We start from the raw sequence: 18,307 nt of genomic DNA on the forward strand, positions 1-18,307 counted from the left end.
TTTTTTACAATTTAGCGCTAAATATCTTGATACAAGCTAATTTTATAATTTCTATTTAATTTATTTTTTTTATATTTTCAGAGAATTTCAATATAAATTGTTTGCTGATTTTCATCAATTTTGTACCGAAAATTCAAAGATCCAAATGATACTTTAACTTTTGAAATAATTTCCTTGATAACATTTTCAACTAATCACTCATCAATATAAACTTTTCCTTGTTTTACTTTTATTGTATCGTAAAAATCATTAGCATAAATATTGGGAAAAACATCGTTATCTTTGTATTCTGATTCATTTTTGACTTCAAAATCTAGTTGTTTTTTTAAAGGTGATAGTGATTTTTCAACTCTAGAATTATACAAATACCAACCTAGAATTCCACCGCCGACAATAATCCCTGTTGCAAGAAGACCTGATAAAATTTTAGCAGTGATTTGCATCTATTCTTCTAATTGATTTTCCTCATCTTCTTTAAAATTAGTAAAAGAAAGATCTCTTAGCTGCTCAATTGTTAAAAAATTAGTTGCAACATATTTAAAATCTTGATTAGAAATTTTAATTTCATCAGATTTTATAAAAGGGGTTGGATAATTCATGATTTTCAGACGGTAAATTCCTTTTTTCTTTTCATAGTCAATCAATTTTTTGTGTATTTGTTGAGAAAAACCAACACTAATTTTCTCAAAATCAGAATTAATAGACATTTCAACTTTTGGATTTAAGGATCCTGAAAAATTATAAGGAATAATGAATCCTTGTTGGGAAATTTGTGAATTTCCACTAAAAACAACCCGTTCTTTTGAATCATAAAAAGTACTTGAAGTTATAAAAATATCCCCAATTATGTATTTTCCTTCAACAATTTCAGGTTTTGTGTTTTTATTATAGATATCTGGGCGAAATTGAAAGGATAAATTTAAAAAATTTTTTGCTGCTGTGGTTGATTTTATTGGCAGATTTGTCAGTTTTAAATCAGAAATATTGATTTGGCGATCGATATTTCCGGCATGAAAAGTCTCAGGATCAACCCCAACCTTAAAAATATTTATATTGTGTTTTTCTTGAATAAATTTAACAGGGAAAAAATAAACTGTTTGTTCGTCGATTTTTTCATAAGTTTTAGAAAATTCACGTGAGGCGTCAGCTCCTAAATTTGCCATTTTTATTGATTTTAAGAGCTTAAAACCAATTCCTTGATTTTGGATAGAATATTCTTTGCGTACATCTGAAAAGTTGCGGATTTTTACCACATTATCAAGCATAATTTGTTGCTCGTTATCTTTTGTCAAATACACTAAAATATTATCTATTTTTTGAAATTTGTCAGTATTATCTTTGCTTTTTTGGCCATCAAGACCACCAAAAGTAAAAATTGCTTGATTAAATCGCTCGGGTAATAATTCTAAAACTTTTGGGCCTGAAGGAATTGAATTATTTACTTGAACATAAGCATTCACTTTTCCGGGTATTTTTGAAAAAACAGTGACAATTACTGTATATCTGTTTGAAACAATATCGCGTTCGATTTTTACAAATTGTCTAATTCCATTAGGTGATGAATTTGATGCATAATTAAAGGAAATTTGGCCATAGCTTCTTGCAATTTGAATTTCAGGGCTTTGGCTTGGAATAAGATCTAAATTCATAAACTAAAGATTCAAAATTATAATAAATTGGTCGATTGCTTTGTGCATATTTTTATAATATGTAGATTTTGACCAGTATTTTTTAATTCAATTACGGTCATTATCGATAAATTCTTTGATTAAAAGTTTAGTGTATCTAGGTTCTAAGAGTGAAAGTGCTCTTTCGATTGCTGAAATTGGTAAATCATCATTTTTATTTGCAATTCCTAAAGTTTCATAAACTTTTTCTTTTTGTGAGTGGAGTTTATTAGTTTTATGATATAGGAATAAAAAAGAAACTAGTGATTTTTTTTGAACAAATGTCCATTCTGATGGATCTTTTAATTTTTTACGCAATGATCTTGCAGGTTTACGGAAATTATCCATTTTTGTAACTCCTATTAAGAAAAATATTTAAACTCAAAAAAAATTAATAAATGTTCAAAATATTTTAACTTCATTGAAATTCAAAATTATAAATTTTAACAGTGTCTCCTGATTTTATTCCTAGTTTTAAAAGTTCGTTTCACAAGCCTATATTTTTAATTTTCGAGTTAAATCTAAAAATATTTTCCTGAGAATTTAATGGTATTTTATTAACTATTTTTTTAATTAACTCACCAGTAACCTCGTAAAATCCTGGAAATTTATTAGTAATTAAAAATGGTGCCTCAAGATTATATTCAACAAAATCTTCCTTTTTGTCTGTTTCCTCGATATTTTCAGTTTGGTTTGCTTGCAAAATAAGTTCAAACATTTTTCTCTTTATATTTTGAATTTCAGCGCTATTATTTGAAATCAAACTAGCTTCAATTACGGGAATTTCGGGAAATTCTTGTTGAAAAAGATGAATATTTTCTTTAAAACTGGGCAAATCAGATTTATTTGCTATTATTATTTGGCTTAGTTTTAGCAATTTTTGGCTAAAATTAGCTAGCTCGGCATTAATACTTTTAAAATCATCAATCGGGTTTTTTTCTTGGCTACCAAAGTCAATCACATGAGCAATTGCACGGCAACGTTCGATATGCTTTAAAAAAACAATTCCCATTCCTTTTCCCAAACTTGCTCCTGAAATTAAACCAGGTAAATCTGCGACAACAAATGAATCATTGTAAGATTTTACCATGCCCAGTTGCGGAACAATAGTTGTAAATTCATAATTAGCAATTTTGGGTTTAGAGTTAGAAATTAATGATAAAAGTGTGGATTTTCCGGCATTTGGTTTACCAACCAGGCCGATATCAGCCATGACTTTGAGTTCAAGTTGAAGAACTAATTTTTGACCTTCTTCACCGTTTTCAGATATTCGAGGTGCTTTATTTCTTGAATTCTTAAAACGGGCATTGCCCTGACCGCCTTTGCCGCCACGGGCAATTAAATATTTTTTTTGAGTAACTACATCACAAATCAAAGTGTTTTTTGAAAACACTTGTGTTCCAAGGGGGACTTTTATAAAAATATCCTTACCATTAGCTCCGGTCCTATTTTTTGATCTACCATTTTCACCGTTATTTCCGAAAATTTTTTTAGTTTGATAAAACGGAAATAACGAATTTAGACCAGAATCTCCAATAAAATAAATAGAACCTCCATTACCACCGTCTCCGCCATCTGGCCCACCTTTATCAACATGAGCCTCTCTGCGAAATGATATTACCCCATCACCACCCCTACCTGCCTGAACTTCTATTGAAACTTGATCAATAAATCTCATTTTATTCCTTTCATAATTTATATTGTTCGTATAAATTATCTAATTTTTCCATGTAAGGGGTGTCATCAAAGTATTTAGTTTCTTGAGCATTTACTCATAAAATTATAAGGTAAAGAACGAAAATTCTATGCAATAATATTAGTTTATAATTTAGTTTTCCATAGAAATTAAGAAAAGTTTTTTCCTGATCATTATCTAACCTTGCAGATTCTATAAAATATGCAAGATCAAAATGTATGTCGCCTTTTGATGCATATTCTCAATCTAAAAAATAAATTTTTCTGTTTCTTTCAACCATATTCATTAATCACAAGTCATTATGAAGTGGTTTAGTTTTATCCATATTTATCAAAATTTCATTGATAAATGGGTTATATTTTTCAATTGTAGGGTTTTTTATCCCTTTTTCGGATAGAGTTTTTAAATATTGTTCTACTCGAAATGCATGGTTAGATGGCGGAAAAACTAAATTTGAATTATGAATTTGTCTTAATTGAAAAGCGATTTTTTCAAGCGATTCAGTGGTAATTTCAACATCAGATCCTTCAATTCATTCTCAAATAATCTGTTCTTTTGAATCAGATATTAATTTTGGAACAAAATCAAAATTTGATAAAATTGAATAATCAATTTGGTGATTCATTCCATTATAAACTTTTTCTTGAATAAATTGTGAATCCTTGCGAAAAGATTTATTAGTAAAACCAATTGAAATTTTTTTCATACTATAAATTTTATTAGATTTTTAGGATTTTAAGCTAATAATTCTTGCTAGGACAAAAATAAATGTATCTTTTTTCCGCCCTAGCGTAATATTTTAAGAAAAACTACTAATTTTTTCTTAAAATAGGAAAAATGGTCGATTTTTCCTACTTTTGAAGTTTTTTTACAAAAAAAATTAAATTAAAATAAGAAAAAACAAAAAAATTATTTAACCTAATATTAAAAAGGACAAAAATGACTGAAATAAACGATAAATCACTATTAAAACAAGCTCTAAGTGATATTAAGAAAAAATTTGGAAACGAATCTATCATGGTTTTAGGTGAAAAACCACCGATTGACACTGAAGTTTTTTCCTCTGGAAGTATGGTTATTGATATGGCACTGGGAATTGGCGGATTCCCAAAAGGTAGAATTATTGAAATTTATGGCCCTGAATCATCAGGAAAAACAACTATTACCTTGCACGCGATTGCCGAAGTTCAAAAGCGCGGTGGAATTGCGGCATTTATTGACGCTGAACACTCGATTGATTCTCAATATGCAAAAAATTTAGGAATTGATATTGATAATTTAATTCTTTCTCAGCCAGATTCGGGTGAACAAGCTCTTGATATTGTCGACACATTAGCAAAAACAAAAGCTATTGACTTGATTGTTGTAGATTCGGTTGCCGCTTTAGTGCCAATGGCCGAACTGCAAGGCGAAATGAAAGATCAAGTAATTGGGGCACAAGCGCGACTTATGTCAAAAGCGCTTCGAAAAATAACTGCATCATTAAATAAAAACGGTACAACAGTTATTTTTATCAATCAAATACGTGAAAAAGTAGGAGTAATTTTTGGAAATCCTGAAACAACACCAGGTGGAAGAGGGCTAAAATTTTATGCTTCAATTCGACTTGATGTTAGAAAAGTTCAACAAATTTCAACAGGAAATGATATAACAGGGCATAGCGTAAAAATAAAAGTTGTTAAAAATAAGCTTGCAATCCCATTTAAAACAGCATTAGTTGAAATTGTTTTTGCAAAAGGTATTTCAAAATCTGCCGAACTTATTCATTTAGGAGAAGAATTAGGTATTCTTACCAGAAAAGGATCGTGATTCGCATATAAAGGCGAAAATATTGCACAAGGAAAAATGAATTTGAAGCTATTACTTGAAAACAATGAGAAATTATTTAACGAAATAAAGGAGGAAATTACTGAAAAACTAAACGAAAATCAAAAGGAAAATACAGAAATATAGTAAAATTATACCATAATGTTCAAAAGAGCAAAATGGATTTTTTACTATTTTTTTTTATTAATTTTCCTTGCGGGTTTTAGCGGGACTATTTACATAATTTATGTTTATCTGTCTAGAAATATTGATTGAATAGCGATTTTAACATTTGTTTCGGTTTATAGTTCTACTTCCCTCTTTAATTTATTTATTTTGCTACAAAGAAGAAGACATGAAGCAAAAATTTCATGGCTTATTGCTTGTTCTATTTTGCCAATAATTGGTCCAATTGCTTATATTTTTTTAGGGCGTAAATACTCAAATCACCAAGATATTAAGCATTATTTTTCACAATATCAGTATTTTATTAGCCCAAATAAAACTGATGAAAAGTTATTAGAAAAAATCCCTAAAACTGACCGAGATTTATTGGTTTATTCAAGCGAATATTTTTTATCACCTGTTCAAAAATTTACCGGCGATTTACTTGTTGATGGTCATAGTTTTTTTGAAAAACTTTTTAACGACATTCAAAAGGCGGAAAAATTCATTTTTATTGATATTTATATAGTAAAAAACGACTTTATTTGGAAAAAATTAAAAAAAATGCTAATTAATAAACGCAAACAAGGTGTAAAAATTAAGATTTTGGTTGATTCTTTTGGGGCTTATTACATAAAAACACGGCAATGACTTGAATTAAGAAGTCAAAAAATTGAAATTCTTTTGTTTAATGCGCTCAAATTACCTTTTATTTCAGGTCAAAGTTTTTATAGAAACCACCGAAAAGTATTTCTAATTGATGGGAAAATTGTATATACTGGTGGAAATAATATTTCTGAAGAATACTCAGGTTTTGACAAAAATTATGGCTATTGAATGGATTTAAATCTTCGACTTGAAGGTGAAATTGTAGAAACTTATTGCCGAAACTTCCTATTTCATTGGTCAAAATGAGGTAAAAAAAATATTTCTAAATCTGAAATTAATAATTTTTGTAAATTTGAAGAAAACAGCATCCAATCTACTAAAATTAAAAATTTAGGGGTTGTTATTCAAAATGGGCCAAATTTACCTGACTCATTGATTGAGGGTTTTATTTTAAAAAGTATTTATTCGGCCAAAAAAAATATTAAAATTTTTACACCATATTTTGTACCAACACAAAAAATTATCGACGCGCTCAAGGATGTTTTACTTGCAAAAATAGAGGTAGAAATTTTCATACCTGGCAGAAACGACATTATAATGATTAAAAGTTTTAATCATTATTTTGCATACAAATTGTTAAAAAAAGGCGCTAAAATTTATTTTTTTAAGGAAATCTTTTTTCACGGGAAATCAATAATTATTGACGATAATATTGGAATGATTGGGACAGCAAATTTAGATGCTAGATCCTTATTTTTCCAGTATGAAACCAATTTATTTTTTAAAGGTAAAATTTTAAACAAGTTCTTAAATCACATTGACTTACTTAAAAAACAAAATATTATTGATGAAATAAAAGCATTTAATAAAATTTCTAATATTTTTAAGTTTTTAATTTTCTTTTTGAAAACTTTGGTTTAGAAATTAGCTTTTTTATAGTATAATTGAACTTACTTTTGGTTATTAGTCATGTTAAAAACGGTTTTAATTATTTTTATTGCGATTTTTGGTTTCCTAATTGTTTTAGTTTCGCTAATTATGTCGCCACATTCAAACTCATTCTCAGGAGCACTAATCGGATCGAGTGATTTGGATTTATTCCAAGTTTCAAAAGAGCGTGGTATCAAAAAGTTCACAAAATGATCAATGTTTATATTGGGCTTTATTTTTTTAGCTCTGTCGTTAGTAATTAGGTTGTTATAAAATTCATGGAAATTATATCTCAAGAAAAGCTCAAAAATTTTCTTCAAAATGAAAAGACTTTTATTGAAATTGTTAGAAAATTTAACGTGCCTTTTGACTTAAATCAACATTTGACACACCAAATAAGTAATTTAATTGAAAATTTTCAGATTTTCAAAACTCTAGAAGGCAAATATTATTGGCCTAAATTTATAGAAACAAGGGTTGGTATCTTTCGCGCTACACAATCCTCATTTGGTTTTGTTGAAAATAAACAAAATCCGACCCAAAAAAATAATGTTTTTATACCTGGAAGATTTACTGCAAATGCTCTTGAAGGCGATGAGGTCAAAATTAATATTTATGTTGATAGATTCAAAAGCGATCAATTTTTCGGTGTTGTTACTAAAATTATTCAGCGAAACACTAAATTTTTAATTGGAAAAGTTGTTAAAAATGATAAATTTTGAGATTTTGAGCCAATTAATTTTAAGGGTAATTTTTTCTTTCGTTGAAATTCAACTGAAGATTTAGAAATCAACAATTTTTACAAAGTAAAAATTGTTGATTATCAAAAAAATGTGCTAAAATTGGCTGTTATTCAAAAAATCGGACACAAATCAGAGCCTTTTTTACATGTAAAAATTCCTATAATTGAATCAGAAATCACCGATACATTTAGCCCAGAAGTTCTGGCTGAATCTTCAAAAATCGAACAAGAAGTAAAAAATATCGACAAAAATAGGGTAGATTTGCGAAATCAACTTGTGATAACAATTGATGGTGATGATACAAAAGATTTCGATGATGCCATTTCAATTGAGCAAACAAAAGAGGGAAATTTTCTCTTAAAAGTTCATATTGCAGACGTAGCCCATTATGTAAAACAGGATTCAGCAATCGATATTGAAGCCCAAAAAAGGGGAACTTCAATTTATTTGCCTCACATGGTAATTCCTATGCTGCCTGAAGAATTATCAAACGGAATTTGCTCTTTGATGCCTAATGTCGATAGATTTACTATCACAATGGAATCTCTTATAAATAAAAAAGGTGAAAATTTATACATTAAAATTTACCCTTCTGTAATTAATTCAAAATGGCGTCTAACTTATGAAAAAGTAAATAATTTTTTTGCTGGTTCATTTTCATTTGGTGATACAGATTTAGAAAATATGTTAAAAAAGTGTTTAAATTTAAACACTATTTTGTCAAATTTCAAGAAAAAACAAGGTTATATTGACCTTGCGCTTGATGAAGTTAAAATTATTTTAGACCAAGAAGGATATACACAATCCCTAAAACTAAAACGAAGAGGAATTTCTGAAGAATTAATTGAAAATTTTATGATTAGGGCAAATGAAAATGTTTCGGAATTTTTAACCAAGAAAAAAATTCCGATTTTATACCGAATTCATGCGAATCCTGATCCTGAAAAAATAACAATTTTCAATCAAGTTATTAAATCTTTGGGCATACAACACAGCTTAAAATTGAATCCTAATTCTAAAGAGTTTGCAAATAAAATTAATCAAATAAAGTTAGAAAATAATGATAATTTTCTTAAATATTCAATTTTAAGAACAATGCAAAAAGCAATTTATAGCACTGAAAACGAAGGTCATTTTGGTCTTGCAGCTAGTTTTTATAGTCATTTTACTAGCCCTATCCGTCGTTATCCTGATTTATTATTGCATAGAATTATTCATAACTTTTTGTTTCAAAAAAATGATGACATTGAAACTTATAAGGAAATTTTGGAAAAAAATTCCTATACAACAACCGAATTAGAACAAAAAGCATTTAATTTAGAGAGAAAAATTATAAATATAAAAAAAGCTGAATATGTACAAAATTTGATTGGAAAATCCTTTAAAGCACAAATAACTTCTATTATTAAATCTGGTTTTTTTGTTGAAATTGACGGAATGTTTGACGCCTTAATAATTAATAAAAGTCTTCCTGATAGCGAAAATGATCCTTATGTATTAGCAGAAGATAATTTTTGTTTATACAATAAAAAACACCGATTTAAATTAGGTGAATTTATCGATGTTAAAATTGAAAGCGCCAATATTTGAGACGGAAAAATTAGCGCTGTTTTAACAAATTATTAGTCTTATTTATTAAAAAATGCTGTAATTTACAGCGCTTTTTTTAATTTTTATTTTTTTTCTTAAAGATTTTATTTTTTAGTCTTTTTAAAATTCAAGGCCCGGCTTGATCATAAAGAGAGATAATAAAAATTCCAATGGGGCCAACAAAAATAAAAATATCTGCAAAATTAAATGTCCCACTTGAGCTTACAAATGGCAGAAAAAGCAAGTCTTTTACGTGATTATCGTCCAAAATTCGGTCAATTTCGTTACCTCAATTCCCACCTAATAATATGGCCATAAAAATTGTCAAGGAGTATTTTCTTGAAAAAGGAATCAAAATCAAAAGTATTAAGCTTAATAAAAAGGCAAAAATATGAATACCTGTAAAGCCAATAATGTTATTAATTCCCGAAGTTACACCTCGATGCAAAAGTGGGCGAAAACCAATAAAACCTCATGAAATACTTTTGACAAAGCCTTTATCGGTTGATTCTCGATACTCTTCTCAGGTAAAAACTAAATTTTTTGATAGTTGATCAATTAATAGAGTAATGAGAATAACCAAAAAAGCAATCAAAATGTTTATTATTAAACGTTTTTTGCCGATTTTAATATATTTTGAATTAATATATTTAATAATGGCATTATTTTTTGTTTTCATTCAAAACCTCAAAACAACGGTCACAAACATCCTGAATTTTTTCAAAATGATTTCAACATCTTGGACATTTAGGTCAATTAAGATTATAAATGCTTATTTCATCCTTAAATTCGACTTTTGCAACCATTAATAATTTCACAAGATCAAGTGATTTTAGAAAATTTGAGGAATTAGAATCTAAAACAACTGCAATTTCATTTGAACGATTTATTTCTTTTGATTGAATTTTTTGCTCAATTAGTTGATAAACAGAATTTTTAACATCAAAAAATTCAGTTCATTTTTCGTCTAATTTTGAATCAAAATTAGACTTTTTAAAGAAATTTTCCAGGTGGATTGATGTTTGTTTGTCACTTTTTTGAACAAATTGATAAATTTCTTCAGCTGTTGTTGGCATAATTGGCGCAATTGCAATATTTAAAACCAATAAAAGTTCATAAAAAACGTATTGAATTGAGCGTCTTTTTACTGAATTTTTTGAATCTGCATACAAAATATCCTTAACAATTGACAGATAAAAATTAGAAAATTCAATTATAAAATTATTAATTATTTTTACAACACGGACAAAGCGATATTCATCATAATACTGAATTATTTCATTTTTTAGCTTTTGAATTTTATTATATATAAATAGGTCAACTTCCTCTAATTCATATTGTTTTGGTTCAAAATCTGCTAAATTTGTGATTAAAAATCGAACTGTGTTGCGAATTTTACGATAAATTTCAACATTTTGTTCAAAAATTGACTCTGAATAAACAATGTCGTTGTAATATTCGCTATTTGCAACTCAAAGTCGAAAAATATCACAACCGTACTTGTTCAAAATTACAAGCGGGTCAACTCCATTTCCCTTTGATTTTGACATTTTGTTCCCTTTTGAATCAACAACAAAACCATGAGACAGTAATTTTTTATAAGGTGAAAAACCAAAATATATCACCGAATTTATTAAAGATGAATTAAATCAGCCGCGATATTGGTCAGATCCTTCTAAATAAATATCAAAAGGAGGATTTTCGTTGTTAATATTTGCGGCAAGAAAACTAACGCCTGAATCAAATCAGACATCCAAGATATCGTTTTCTTTTGTTCAACCTAAATTTTGATATTTAGGAGGCAAAAGTTCGTCAGCTGTTTTTTGGTATCATATTGAAGAACCAAATTCCTGAACTTGTGAAATTATATGATCAAAAATTTCTGGCTTATCTAAGACCGGATTTTTATTTTGATCATAAAAAATAATTAACGGGATTCCTCAACTTCTCTGGCGTGAAATTAGTCAGTCCTTTCTGTCAATTATCATTTTTGTTAAGCGGTTTTTGAGCCATTTTTCAGGAAATTCAATTTCATTTATCGCTGTTTCAAGTTCTTTTTTAATTTTTTCAACAGAAACAAATCACTGAGGTGTACCACGATAAATTACAGGTTTTAATGTTCGTCAATCATGAGGGAATGAGTGAGTGATAAAATTTAATTTTAAAAGTGATTGTTTTTCTTTGAGATATTCGCTTATTGATTTATTTGCTGAATCATAAAATTGACCAGAAAATTGTCCTGCTTTTTCATTAAATTTTCCATCATCTTCAACGTGCATAACCATTTCAAGATGATTTTCTCGACCAATCCAATAGTCATCCTCGCCAAAAAGTGGCGCAAGATGAACAAGGCCCGAACCAGCATCCAGGGTAACATGGTGACCTAAAACTATAGGGCAAATCTTGTCAAAAATAGGATGAAAATACTCGAGATTTACAAGGTTTTTTCCTAAAAATGTGTCAATAATTTCATAAGAATTTCAGTCAAAACTTGAGGCTAATGTTTGTAATAATTTTTCTGCTAAAATGTAAAAATTTGATCCAACTTTTACTCTAACATAGTCAAAATTTAAACCAACAGCAACCCCTGAATTTGCAATTAGTGTCCAAGGGGTTGTTGTTCAAATAATAATTTTATCGCCACTTTTTACAAAATTGTTGCCATTTTTAACATCAAAAGCAACAAAAATAGAAGGAGACCGGTGATTCATATATTCAATTTCGGCTTCAGCTAGGGCACTTTGACTTGAAGGAGACCAATAAATTGGCTTTAAAGCGCGATAAATTAGACCTTTTTCAGCGATTTTTTTAAATAATTTGAGTTGCTTTGCTTCATAAGCTGGGTCATTTGTTTGATAAATTTGACTAAAATCTGTTAATAAATTTAGTTTTTCAAACTGTTTTTTTTGAACTAAAATTTGCGAATTAGCAAAATCATTGGCTTTTTGGCGAATTTCTAATGTCGATTTTGACTCAATTTGGTTAATAATTTTATTTTCAATTGGAAGACCGTGAGTATCTCAGCCTGGGACAAAAGGTGAATAAAAACCAGACATTGATTTATATCGAACTATTATATCTTTTAAAACCTTATTAAGAGCATGGCCAATATGAATGTCGCCGTTTGCATAAGGTGGCCCATCATGAAGAATAAATCTCGGATTATTAATATTTTTTTTTAAAAGATTTTGGTAAACGTCTTCCTTTTTTCAAAATTCAGTAAAAAATTTGTCCTTCTGAGGCAAATTAGCCTTCATTGAAAAATCTGTGGTAAATATATTGAGCGAATTTTTATAGAAATTTTTATCCATTGTTTATTCCTTTTCAATCTTTTCAAGAATGGAATTTATGTCAATTTCACTTATTTCTTGAAGTTTAGTCTTTAAAATCTTACTAGAATTTGCTTGATTTTGATCAATAAAATTTGGTGAATTTTCATTTTTCTTATCACTTGTTAAAAATAATTTATAATTTTTTTTAGGATTAGGGGCAAAATTGATAAATTTTTGGACTGGAACAATTTTTAAAGTGGTGTCAAAATCAAAAACTTGCAAATTTTCACTATAAATTTCGACACTTTTTGGAATTATAGAAAAATCCAGTTTTGTTTCAAAGCTTTTGGGAGCAATTGATCTATTACCAAAATGTAGACTTTCTGTCGAAATTTTTTCAAAACGCGAATAATTATCAATAACCGCAATTTCTTCAGAAGAATTAATTAAAACAGATGCAACAATTTTTTCATTTTTTTGAAGTTTTAAAATTTTTACTCCTGAGGAAATACGCCCATAAATCGGAACATCTGAAGCGCTTATTTTTAGTGCGCGATTTTGTGATGTGATTAAAACGATATTTTTTAATTTATCTTCTAAAAAAATGCTAATTAATTCATCGCCTTCCTTGGGTTTAAAGCAATTTATCATATTATTTGGTCTAATTTTTGCTATTTCTTTTAGTTGCATTCTTTTTGCATAACCAAATTTAGTTATAAAAAGCAAAAAATGATTAGAATCTAGGTCATCAAGAAAAAAAGAATTAATTAATTCGTGATCATTTTTAAGACCAAGAGAAATTTTTAAGTTATTTGGGTTATTTTTTAGCGTTAATTCCTCAAGTTGATGAGCTAACAACATGCCAACATCACCTTTATTTGTTAAAAAAAGTCCTTTTTGACGTTGATTTATTTTACCTTGAAAAATAAAAAAATCTTCTGAAGGTAATTGAATTTTTTCAATTTCCTCAACTGCATGATTTTTTATATTCATTTTTTTAAAAAGGCCGTTCTTAGAAACTCAAAAATAAAACTGTTCATCCTTAATTAAATCTTGATGGTTGATTTTTACTTGCAATTCTTTGTCAACTATTTTAGTTTTTCGCGGAGAACCATAAATTTTAGCAAAATTTTCTAGCATAGAAATTAAATGAAGATCAAATTCTTCTTTATTTTCAATAAGTTTTTTAAATTCTTCAATATTTTGGGCTAAAGTTTTAGACTCATTTAAAAATGACTGCTGTTCAATTTTAGATAATCTATACAAACGCATCGAAGCAATTGCTTCAGCTTGAACTTCGGTAAAATTTAAATATTTAACTAAATCAGCTATTACGCCCGCTTTTGAATTATCAGATTTACGGATAATTTCAATTACTTCATTAGTTATATCGGCAACTTTTAAAAAACCTTCTATAATTTCAAGCCTTTTTTTGCTTTTAAAAAGTTCGTAATTAAATTCGCCTAACTTAACTTTTCTTAAATGATCAAGAAAATAACCAATCATTTCTTTAATTGACAGTAATTTTGGTGAATTATTACAAATTGCTACGGAATTATAGGAATAATAGATTTGCATATCTGTTTTTTGCAGCAAATAATTAAGAATTAATTCGGCGTTTGCATCTTTTTCAAGTTCAACAAAAATAAGCACACCATTTTGATCAGATTGATCAATTACCTCTTTAATTCCGCTAATTTTTTCTTCAAATCGGATTGTGTCGATTTGTTGAATCAAGCTAGCTTTTGAAATTCCAAAAGGAATAGAAGAAATTTCGATCACTTTTTGCTTGTTTTTTTCAGAAATTTTGTATGATGATGAAATTTGAATTTTTCCTTTTCCGGTTTCAAAAGCATCTAAAATTCCGGCTTTTCCATAAACTATTCCGCCTGTGGGAAAATCAGGACCTAAAATAACTTTAGAAATTTGCGCATTTGTAATTAAAGGATTTTTGATCATTAAAATTACAGCTTGGATTACTTCAACTAAATTATGAGGAGGTATTTCTGTTGCAAAACCACTTGCAATTCCGATTGCACCGTTAATTAGCAAGTTAGGAAAAATTGCTGGCAAAATTGTAGGCTCTTTTTCACTGTCATCAAAATTAGGACAGAAATTTACGACATTTTTTGATAATAATTCAAGCAAATGTTCACTAATTTGGGCTAGTCTAACTTCGGTATACCTCATTGCAGCAGGAGGATCATCATCAATCGAACCCTTATTTCCGTGCATTTCTACAAGTGGAATGTTAATTTTTCACTCTTGAGACAGCCGAACTAGCGCATCATAAATCGATGAATCTCCATGTGGGTGAAATTTACCGATTACATCTCCAACAACTCTGGCTGATTTTTTGTAATTTTTAGTATTTTTTAGACCAAGCTGCCACATTGAATAGAGAATTCTTCTTTGAACAGGTTTTAGTCCATCGCGAACATCAGGAATTGCTCTGTTTTGAATTATATATTTTGAGTAGCGCGTAAATTTTTCAGCCAAAATTTGATCTAACTTGGAGTTAATGATTAAATCTAAATTTTTACTCATAGACTGGCTCCTTTAAATTGTCAATAAAACTGTCTTCAAGTGAAAAGTCAACATTTTCTTGAATTCAATTTTTGCGCAAATCAGCTCTTTCTCCCATTAAAATGCGGAAATTTTCCTCAACTTTTTCAAGGTTTTCGATTAAAACTTTTTCTAAAATTCGTTTTTCAGGATCCATTGTTGTCTGTCAAAGTTGAGAAGCATTCATTTCACCAAGACCTTTATAACGTTGAATTTGAGCATTAGGGTGTTTTTTTACATATTCATGGAATTCTTTTTCATCCCAAATATAAATGTCTTTTTTATTTTTTTCACTAATTCGGTACAAAGGAGGTTGGGCAATATAAACAAAACCATTTTCAATCAAGGGACGCATATGATAAAACAAGAAGGTCAAAATTAAAATTTGAATGTGAGCACCGTCATTATCAGCATCAGTCATAATAATTATTTTGCCATAATTTAAGTTTTTAAGGTTAAAATTCTGACCAATTCCAGTTCCTAAAGCGCTAATAATGGCAATAATTTCTTCATTTTTCAAAACTTCGATCAAACGAGTTTTTTGTGAATTTACAATTTTACCTTTGAGCGGTAAAATTGCTTGAAATTCACGATTTCGCGCAAGTTTTGCTGAACCACCGGCTGATTCACCTTCAACTAAAAAAAGCTCGCGATTCATAGCTTTTTTTGAATTAGCAGGGGTTAATTTTCCTGATAATATCCGTTTTTCTTTTGCCACTGACTTAGAAATTTTTGTTTCTGTTAGACTTAATTTTAACTTTTCTTTTTGCTGATAAACATTTAGTAAAAAAGTAATAATTTTTTGAGCAGTTTCTTTATTTTGAATAAAAAAAGACATTAAATTTCTAAAAACAACCTCTTCTGTGACTGTTTTTGCCAAGACTGTTGCTAATTTATTTTTAGTTTGACCGACAAATTCCAAAATTGGCTCAGGAATTCGCAGCGATAAAATTAAGGAAAGTCCAACTTTTACATCATTAAAGTCAAAAATTTGCTTATTTTTCAGCAAATTATTTTGTTGACCATAAGTATTAATTGCTTTTACGATACCAGCTTTTAGGCCATTTTCATGACTTCCTCCCAAATTTGTTTTTACGTTATTAACAAATGAGATAATATTTTCTTGTTGAGAATCAACATACTGAAATGCAAATTCTACTATGATATCTTGACTTTTTTCTTTAAAAGCGATAATTTTGTCATGAATTTTTTGGTTGTCTTTGTTTAAAAATTCAACAAAATTTTCAATCCCCTTACTAAATTGAAAAGTTTTTTCAATACTGTTTTTTAGATCAACAAACTCAATTCTTAAATTTTTAACTAAAAAGCAAGTTTCCTGCAGCCTTGAAATTATCATGTCAGGATCATATTCCTTGTGAGAAAAAAATGAAAAATCAGGCAAAAATACTATTTTTGTGCCACTAATTTTGCTATGCCCTAATTCATGGGTTCTATTTTCAATTTTTCCACCATTAATAAAAGATGTATAAAACAATTTTTGGTTACGAGAAACAAGAACTTCCATTTTTTTAGATAATGCATTCACAACTGATGAGCCAACTCCGTGGAGTCCGCCGGCGGTTTTATAAATTTCATCAGAAAATTTAGCTCCTGAATGAAGTTCTGTAAAAACTAATTCAACACCAGTTTTACCGGTCTTTTTGTGAATTTCAGTTGGAATTCCACGACCATTGTCGCTAATTTCAACTGAATTGTCAGCATTTATTACCACTTTAATTTCATTTGCATAACCAGCAATTACTTCATCAACTGCATTGTCAAAAATTTCTCAGATTAATTGGTGAAGTCCGTTAATGTCTGTAGAACCTATATACATTCCAGGTCGTTTTTTTACAGCTTCAAGCCCTTTTAAAAGTTTAAGTTTCTCAACTGAATAAGTCATATAAGCCTTTCTGGGTTTTATACTAAAAATTTTATACAAAAATAAAATAATAATTGAAATTTTAAAGTAAACTACTAAGAAAGTGGTAAAATTTAATATAAAAAAAATTTTAGTCAATTTTTTTAAGAAAATTAGACTAAAAAAATCAATGAAATGAGGAATAAAATGAAAAAAATTGCAATTAATGGCTTTGGAAGAATCGGTAGATTAGCACTTCGCCAACTTCTAGATGTTAAAGATGAAAATTTAGAGGTTGTTGCAATTAATGATCTAACTGATGCATCTGTTTTAGCTCACCTTTTTAAATACGACTCTGCTCAGGGAAGATTTCCTGGAAGTGTTAGCTTTTTAAAAGAAGATGACAAAAATTATCTTGTAATCAATGACAAAAAAATTCGGGTTTTTTCAGAAAGAGACCCTAAAATGTTGCCTTGAGGACAACTAGAAATTGATTTAGTTCTTGAATGTACAGGACTTTTTGCATCAAAAGCAGGGGCTACTTTACACCTTGATGCTGGTGCAAAAAAAGTTCTAGTTTCTGCTCCTGCTGGAAATGATGTAAAAACTATCGTTCATAACGTTAACTGCCACACTGTTGATGAAAATGATAAAATTTTATCTTCAGCATCATGTACAACAAATGCGCTTGCTCCGCTTGTAAATGCGCTTGATAAAGAATTTGGAATAAGCCATGGATTTATGACAACAGTTCATGCTTATACTGCCGACCAAAGACTTCAAGATGCGCCACATAGAGACCTAAGAAGAGCTCGTGCAGCTGCGGTTAATTTAGTACCTTCTTCAACCGGTGCTGCAAAAGCTATCGGTCTTGTTGTGCCTTCCTTAACTGGAAAATTAGACGGAATTGCCATAAGAGTGCCGGTAATTACAGGTTCTTTTGTTGACTTAAGTGTTGAATTAAAAGCATCTCCTTCAATTGAAGAACTTAATAGAGCAATTAAAAAATACGAAAGCGAATCTTTTGCTTATTGTGACGAACCTATCGTTTCTAGCGACATTATTGGAGACACACATGGTTCAGTTTTTGATGCAACCTTAACAAAATTTGTTGAAGTTGATGGCAAAAGATTATATAAACTATACACTTGATACGATAATGAATCTTCATTTGTTGCACAATTCGTTAGAGTTATCAGATACTTTATTCAAAAATAGATAATTATTTTATTCAAACAATTGAAAAAGGCAAATGAGAATTTGCCTTTTTTTTATAGAGATTTTTTTATACCGAGTTTGGCAGTTTGATGAGATAATTTTAAAAAAGCGTCGGGTTTTAGGTGCTTTTTTAACTTTTTTGGCAAACTCAGAAAAAATAATATCAAGGCAAAAACACTGAATTT

At 28.9% G+C, this 18,307-nt stretch carries 14 protein-coding genes; 5 read left to right on the top strand and 9 right to left on the bottom strand.

Features of this window, described 5'->3' with window-relative positions; genetic code table 4:
- Positions 1–17: 17 nt before the first annotated feature.
- From MOSC01_RS0100895 to MOSC01_RS0100915, 5 genes are all read right to left on the bottom strand, one after another.
- Positions 18–443, bottom strand: a complete 426-nt coding sequence (locus MOSC01_RS0100895; protein ID WP_010320948.1) for an MHO_1590 family protein — start codon at positions 441–443, stop codon at positions 18–20.
- Positions 444–1,649, bottom strand: coding sequence for an MHO_1580 family protein (locus tag MOSC01_RS0100900; protein ID WP_010320949.1), 1,206 nt, complete (start codon positions 1,647–1,649; stop codon positions 444–446). It lies immediately after the preceding gene.
- A gap of 3 nt (positions 1,650–1,652) precedes the next feature.
- On the bottom strand, positions 1,653–2,015 hold the full coding sequence (locus MOSC01_RS0100905; RefSeq protein ID WP_010320950.1) for an MG284/MPN403 family protein: 363 nt from the start codon (positions 2,013–2,015) through the stop codon (positions 1,653–1,655).
- Positions 2,016–2,079: 64 nt separating this feature from the next.
- Complete coding sequence (gene obgE / locus MOSC01_RS0100910; RefSeq protein WP_010320951.1) at positions 2,080–3,345, bottom strand: GTPase ObgE; 1,266 nt, start codon at positions 3,343–3,345, stop codon at positions 2,080–2,082.
- A gap of 1 nt (position 3,346) precedes the next feature.
- On the bottom strand, positions 3,347–4,069 hold the full coding sequence (locus MOSC01_RS0100915) for a phosphotransferase (RefSeq protein WP_010320952.1): 723 nt from the start codon (positions 4,067–4,069) through the stop codon (positions 3,347–3,349).
- Between the two features lie 233 nt (positions 4,070–4,302).
- On the opposite strand from MOSC01_RS0100915, the gene recA reads away from it, so the two are divergent.
- Genes recA through rnr form a run of 4 tightly spaced genes read left to right on the top strand, consistent with a single transcriptional unit; the run spans position 4,303 to position 9,242 of the window.
- Positions 4,303–5,316 carry a recombinase RecA gene (gene recA, locus MOSC01_RS0100920; protein WP_010320953.1) on the top strand — a complete coding sequence of 338 codons (1,014 nt, stop codon included), beginning with the start codon at positions 4,303–4,305 and terminating at the stop codon, positions 5,314–5,316.
- A 15-nt stretch (positions 5,317–5,331) separates the two neighbouring features.
- Positions 5,332–6,864 (top strand): phospholipase D-like domain-containing protein, encoded by a 1,533-nt coding sequence (locus tag MOSC01_RS0100925; protein WP_010320954.1) that lies wholly within the window; start codon positions 5,332–5,334, stop codon positions 6,862–6,864.
- A 48-nt stretch (positions 6,865–6,912) separates the two neighbouring features.
- The gene (secG, locus tag MOSC01_RS04510; protein ID WP_010320955.1) at positions 6,913–7,146 is read left to right on the top strand and encodes a preprotein translocase subunit SecG; all 234 of its coding nucleotides are present in this window, start codon (positions 6,913–6,915) and stop codon (positions 7,144–7,146) included.
- 5 nt (positions 7,147–7,151) lie between these two features.
- Entirely contained in the window at positions 7,152–9,242 is a 2,091-nt protein-coding gene (gene rnr, locus MOSC01_RS0100930) for a ribonuclease R (RefSeq protein WP_010320956.1), read from the top strand.
- Positions 9,243–9,282: 40 nt separating this feature from the next.
- Here rnr and MOSC01_RS0100935 read toward each other — a convergent pair whose 3' ends face one another.
- From MOSC01_RS0100935 to MOSC01_RS0100950, 4 genes are read right to left on the bottom strand one after another with little or no spacing between them, the layout of a single operon-like run.
- Entirely contained in the window at positions 9,283–9,885 is a 603-nt protein-coding gene (locus MOSC01_RS0100935; RefSeq protein WP_010320957.1) for a signal peptidase II, read from the bottom strand.
- Positions 9,869–12,517, bottom strand: a complete 2,649-nt coding sequence (gene ileS, locus MOSC01_RS0100940; protein WP_010320958.1) for an isoleucine--tRNA ligase — start codon at positions 12,515–12,517, stop codon at positions 9,869–9,871. The genes MOSC01_RS0100935 and ileS overlap by 17 nt, the downstream gene beginning before the upstream one ends.
- A gap of 3 nt (positions 12,518–12,520) precedes the next feature.
- The gene (locus MOSC01_RS0100945; RefSeq protein WP_010320959.1) at positions 12,521–15,025 is read right to left on the bottom strand and encodes a DNA topoisomerase (ATP-hydrolyzing); all 2,505 of its coding nucleotides are present in this window, start codon (positions 15,023–15,025) and stop codon (positions 12,521–12,523) included.
- The gene (locus MOSC01_RS0100950; RefSeq protein ID WP_010320960.1) at positions 15,018–16,946 is read right to left on the bottom strand and encodes a DNA gyrase/topoisomerase IV subunit B; all 1,929 of its coding nucleotides are present in this window, start codon (positions 16,944–16,946) and stop codon (positions 15,018–15,020) included. The genes MOSC01_RS0100945 and MOSC01_RS0100950 overlap by 8 nt, the downstream gene beginning before the upstream one ends.
- Positions 16,947–17,111: 165 nt before the next feature.
- Here MOSC01_RS0100950 and gap point away from each other — a divergent pair, with 165 nt between their 5' ends.
- Positions 17,112–18,122, top strand: a complete 1,011-nt coding sequence (gap, locus tag MOSC01_RS0100955) for a type I glyceraldehyde-3-phosphate dehydrogenase (RefSeq protein WP_010320961.1) — start codon at positions 17,112–17,114, stop codon at positions 18,120–18,122.
- Positions 18,123–18,307: the final 185 nt, after the last annotated feature.

Source organism: Mesomycoplasma ovipneumoniae SC01, assembly GCF_000218525.1.
Lineage (GTDB): Bacteria > Bacillota_I > Bacilli_A > Mycoplasmatales > Metamycoplasmataceae > Mesomycoplasma > Mesomycoplasma ovipneumoniae_A.